This window comes from Microbacterium sp. sgz311019, assembly GCF_056135325.1.
The window spans coordinates 1-4666 of sequence record NZ_JBWAXO010000022.1 but is presented as its reverse complement, the minus strand read 5'-3'; the positions used below and the strand labels follow the sequence as shown (position 1 = coordinate 4666).

Sequence of the window (4666 nt, the reverse complement as noted above, 5' to 3'; positions counted from 1 at the left end):
GCGTGGTGCAAGTCGAGGTCTTCCGGCGGATGGGCAGTGTAGGAACTTCCATCCTGGAAGACCTCGACGTCTCTCCGCGAACCAGCCGCCGACCCTCGACTACACCCTCAACTGCGAAGAGCCCCATTAACAATGACGGCCCCGCTTGTCACGTCGTACAGCCGCGGTATCAGGTACGAGATCGTCGTCTTTCCTGCGCCGGACGCACCGACGAACGCGGCGGATGTCCCCTTCGGGATCTCGAAGGAAACCCCGCTAAGGGTCGACGGTGCGTCGTCACTCAGTCCGGGGTATCGGAAATCTACATCGCGAAAGCAGACGCTTATGGGTGCAGAAACCCTGGAAATGTCACGAGCATTGGATGCCTCCCGGATCGCTGGCACCAAGTCGAGATACTCAAAGACACGCGTAAACAACCCCTGAGATGCCCGGACATCAACTCCAGTGTGCAGAAGACCCGCTAACGGGAAGAGTAGTCGTGATTGCACGGCTGTAAATGCAACAATTGTGCCCGCGGAGATAACATCGACACCAGTCGTTGCGAAGAAGCCGGCGGCTATGTAAACGACAATCGGGATCATTGAGAGGAGGATTTGAACAACCCCCATGAACCACTGAATTCTTGTCGCCTCACGAACTTGGAGCTCAGCTTGCCTGGCGCTTTCGGTTGCGTAACGTTCAGTCTCTTGGGCAGAGCGACTGAACAGCTTTGATAGGAGCATCCCGGAAACCGAGAGTGATTCTTGCGTGATCGCGCTCATCTCCGCAAGACTTTCCTGCGTCTGAGTAACGATATTTGCGAGTGCTCTCCCCACTCGACGCTGCACAAGAACAAGCGGGGGAGTCAGCACGACGGCGATGCAAGCGAGACGCCAATCTAGCCAAAACATGGCAACCAACGATGCAATGACCTGAATTAAATTACCAAGGACACTGGCGACCGTATTCGAGAGTACGCCCGCGACACCGCCGATATCGTTCTGCAACCTGGACTGGATTTCTCCTGTCCGCGTGTTAGCAAAGAAGCCGAACTCCATCGACTGAAGGTGTTCGAACAGTTGAACCCTGAGTGCGCTGACAACCTTGCTCCCCACTTTTGTCGTGAGATAGGTTTGCCACACTGTCGCGATCGCGGTTATGACGTATATGGCGAGTATTGCCACTGACAACTGAAATAGTAATGTCGTGTCTACCGGCCCGCCACCCACTGGGAACAGTGCCTGATCAAAGAGCGACTGCGTGAGGAGCGGTGGCAGAACGCTAGCGCCGGCGGAAAAGACGACGAGAATGGCAACTAGAAGGATTGCTGAGCGATGAGGCCGATATAGTCGCGTGACGCGCGCGGTGAGGGAGACTTTGTGGCCCGGGGAGGGCGCCTTCCCGGGCATGCCCTGGCCCTGATTCTCTGAAGAAGTTCCATACAAGTTGTCTTCCCCTATCAAGTGCTACTTGTTTGCATCGTTGATGCCTGTGCCCGCACCCGGAGAAACGTCACGCTCGGATCGTTTGAATCACCCACGACCTCGTCGTCGCTTCTTTGCGATGGATGGCGAGCGGAGCCTCCGATATTAGCAATACTCTTGGGCTATTACGCCGAAGAGCTATCCTTGCAGGCCGATTCTTTCGGACGGATGAGCTCATCGGCGGTGCAGTGGAGAATATCCATGATGGCTACCAATGCATGCATATTTAATCTCACCGGCACTTCTGCAACCAGCCGATAGACTTGGCTCGATGACATTCGTACCCCTCGGTCAACGAGAGCGCGGTGCAGATCTGTCGTCTTGTATATGTTTGCATCAGCGGCGAGTTGGCGTAGTCGCCATTCATATTCTGGTGGGGTCATTCCTTGCCTCCTATGCTCGCCAACCGCTCGGCGGCGAATCGAGAACGCCGTGCTCGCCTCGGCGGAGTCTTGGGCCGTCGGCGGCGCAAGATGCGCCGGGCACGCTCTGGGGGTGCCCCATTCCCTGCCTTGCCAACGGGGGAGACGGTCCTGCGGCGAGGACATGCTCCTCCGTAGGCGTGGGGTTGAAGCGCCCGCTTCAACGGTCAGTGTCCAGAACAAGCGGCGCACCCAGTGATAGTACCGCGTTTTGACGAACTGTTGAGCGCGAGACATCCCGCGCCGGCATCGCCCAGTCCTACGGGCACCGTGTGCGCCTTTCGCGTCGCATCCGATTGCAGACGTGGGTCACGTGGATCCATAGTCCCGAGAGGTTGTGTCCCGATTGATCGATTTTGGACGCCACGCTGCGGACCGGCACTCGGGGAAGAGCACGCACCCCTGCCACGAGATGTGGTTCCGGCTTCACCCGTTGTGGGCGTTTGCGCGGCGGACACCCGGGAGATGCTCGCGATCACACTCGAGGCAAGGAATGCGCGATCGGGCACGGCTGTCGATCATCTGCCCGCCCCGCTCGCTCACCTCGGCGGCAGCAAGACGCCGCCGGGGGAGCATGTGTTGATCCGCGCCTATCCGGGGTACGCCACGTTCGAGCTCCTAGCGTGGCTCACCGGTGCTCTACCAGGAGCGGTTGCCCAGGCTGAGGGCGCCCTGGTCGGGTACCTGCCCGGCCTGACGATGCGACGCATCGTGAACCTGCACCCCGGCGAGGTAGACCGCCGCCAGAGACGCAGCGATCATTACCGAAACGGGCCGGACGATGCCGCGCACACTGCGGTCGATCGAGGGCACCGATGAGCAAGCGTCAGAGCTGACGATGCTCTGCCGATTCGACGACGATCTCCCCCGGGAAGATCATCCAGGTCTCCAACCGGATCCGCGGTCTGCTCACCCAGATCCACCCTGAACTGGAGCGCGTGATCGGCCCCAGACTGGATCGCCCCGCGATCCTCGACCTGCCGTAGCGCTACTCGTCACCGGCAGCGATGCGGGCCGCGTGCGAAAAGCGCCTCGGGACTGGGCTGCTGAAGAACGCCGCGCAAGGGCCGGGTCTGGGCGGCGGAGATCGCCGCCGAGCTGCGTGCGCAGACTGTCGTGGTCACCGGCAGCAACGCCGCGGCGCTCATGCCGCCGCGCTTTGCCGAACAGCTGGCCCGCTGCGTCGGCAGCGGCACGAGTTCGCCGTCGAGGTCGAGAAGATCCTCGAGAGCAGCACGCTCTTCAGCCGGTCCTGAAGAGCATGCCAGGAGTCGGCGTCCGGACCGCAGCCCGGCTCCTCACCGAAATAACCACCAAGACCTTCCCTGCCGCCGGACACCTCGCAGCTTACGCCGGCCTCGCGCGCGTGAGGAGGCGCTCCGGCACGTCGATTCGTAGTGAGCACCCCTCCCGGCGCGGCAAGAGGACCCTGGAGCTGACCATGTTCCCCTTCACGTTCGCCGCGCTCCGCGACGCCGAATCCCGCGCCTACTACGACCGCAAGCTCGCCGAAGGCAAACGCCACAGCCAGCCTTCATCGCCCTCGCCCGGCGGCACTCCGATGTCCTCCACGCGACGCTCCGTGACGGCACCCTCCACGAATCGCGATCGTCCGCGCCGGCGCTCGGGGCATACTCCTTCAGCCGTGACGCAGCACATGATGCGTCAGAGTCTCTCCACCGAAAACGAAGCCCTCACGCTCATAGAGTCGCCGATCGTGCTCGTTCACGTGATGCACCTGAAGCAGCGTTCCCCGCTGACGCCAATGCGAGTCGCTCACCACCCGTCGCAGCGCGGCAGAACCCACGCCCGACCCTTGACGGTCGGGCGTGGGTTCGATGAGCTCGAGCCAGGTATCTCCATCGCATTGACTGCGATACACCGCGCCCACGGCGCGATGGCCCACCATCACGACGAACACGCCATGCTCGTCAATCAGCGGCCAGAAGGGCTCGCGCTGTTCCTCCGCGACCCAGGGGCCGTAGGCGGCCTCCACGAGTGCACGAGGCGAAGCTTCGTGCAGGCCAAAGGAGCGACTCCTGATCCTCCGGGGTTGCCTGACGCAGCTCGATCTCAATCACAGAAATGTCGACGAAGCGGCCGCTGGAGTTGACGAACAACATAGCGGCACCAGCCCCCGGTCGCACTTGCGGCTCGGCGCCCTCAACGGGCTATCGTCTCACCGTGTTCGCCACCAACCGCGACCGCGGGCCGCTCCACCCTCTCGCGCTAGGTCGTCGGCGCCGCGCGCTCGAGGGATCGCCATGCGCGGCGCAAGGAACACCCGCCGCGGAACTCGCAGTTGCGCGCGCGACCACAACCGGATCTGGTGCGCCATCCGCGCCCCTGCCGTTGACCGGACCTGGGGTCAGGAGTCCTCGCTCATCCGACACATGAGGCCAGCCGGTGCTGGCCTAGCCGATGCGGCATCGGCCGATCAGCCTTCCCGCGACTCTGCCAGGCAAGGTCGCCCCCGGATCCTGCGCCTCACCGATCTGGCCCGCTGGGCGGGCTACCTTCGCACTGCGACCAGCCGATACCGCAGGCTCTTCCGGCCCTGCCGCCCCGCCGACTGTCAATACTCGAACACCGAAAACCCGCCAACATTGCGCCACGCGGCGAATCAGCGGTGCCAGGGGAGCCAGAATCAACACCTCGGTCAAGCCCCGGGGCGTGGTGTAGCGGTCGGTGATCCTTCTTCGTTTGATGGTTAGGCGCTGAGTTCGAGGAGGGTGTCGGTGTTCACCTCGATTCCGGTGTCGGCGACGAGAGTGAGCCTGG

3 protein-coding genes and 1 pseudogene are annotated in these 4666 nt (G+C 62.5%); 1 reads left to right on the top strand and 3 read right to left on the bottom strand.

The features are described from left to right. Positions 1 to 107 precede the first annotated feature (107 nt). Positions 108 to 1388: an ABC transporter transmembrane domain-containing protein gene (locus tag AC0NZN_RS18280; RefSeq protein WP_474593754.1), complete on the bottom strand. Its 1281-nt coding sequence runs from the start codon at positions 1386 to 1388 to the stop codon at positions 108 to 110. Positions 1389 to 1588: 200 nt separating this feature from the next. After that, on the bottom strand, positions 1589 to 1846 hold the full coding sequence (locus tag AC0NZN_RS18275) for a helix-turn-helix domain-containing protein (RefSeq protein ID WP_474593753.1): 258 nt from the start codon (positions 1844 to 1846) through the stop codon (positions 1589 to 1591). 672 nt (positions 1847 to 2518) lie between these two features. Here AC0NZN_RS18275 and AC0NZN_RS18270 point away from each other — a divergent pair. Next, positions 2519 to 3499, top strand: a pseudogene (locus AC0NZN_RS18270) (IS110 family transposase); the annotation flags it as partial. Positions 3500 to 3524: 25 nt separating this feature from the next. On the opposite strand, the gene AC0NZN_RS18265 reads toward AC0NZN_RS18270, so the two are convergent. Continuing rightward, entirely contained in the window at positions 3525 to 3881 is a 357-nt protein-coding gene (locus AC0NZN_RS18265; protein WP_474593752.1) for a GNAT family N-acetyltransferase, read from the bottom strand. Positions 3882 to 4666: the final 785 nt, after the last annotated feature.

What these genes read in the sequence shown, in the direction of transcription:
- AC0NZN_RS18275 (WP_474593753.1), bottom strand. Translation starts at nt 1,846, where the DNA reads ATGACCCCACCAGAATATGAATGGCGACTACGCCAACTCGCCGCTGAT.
- AC0NZN_RS18280 (WP_474593754.1), bottom strand. Translation starts at nt 1,388, where the DNA reads ATGCCCGGGAAGGCGCCCTCCCCGGGCCACAAAGTCTCCCTCACCGCG.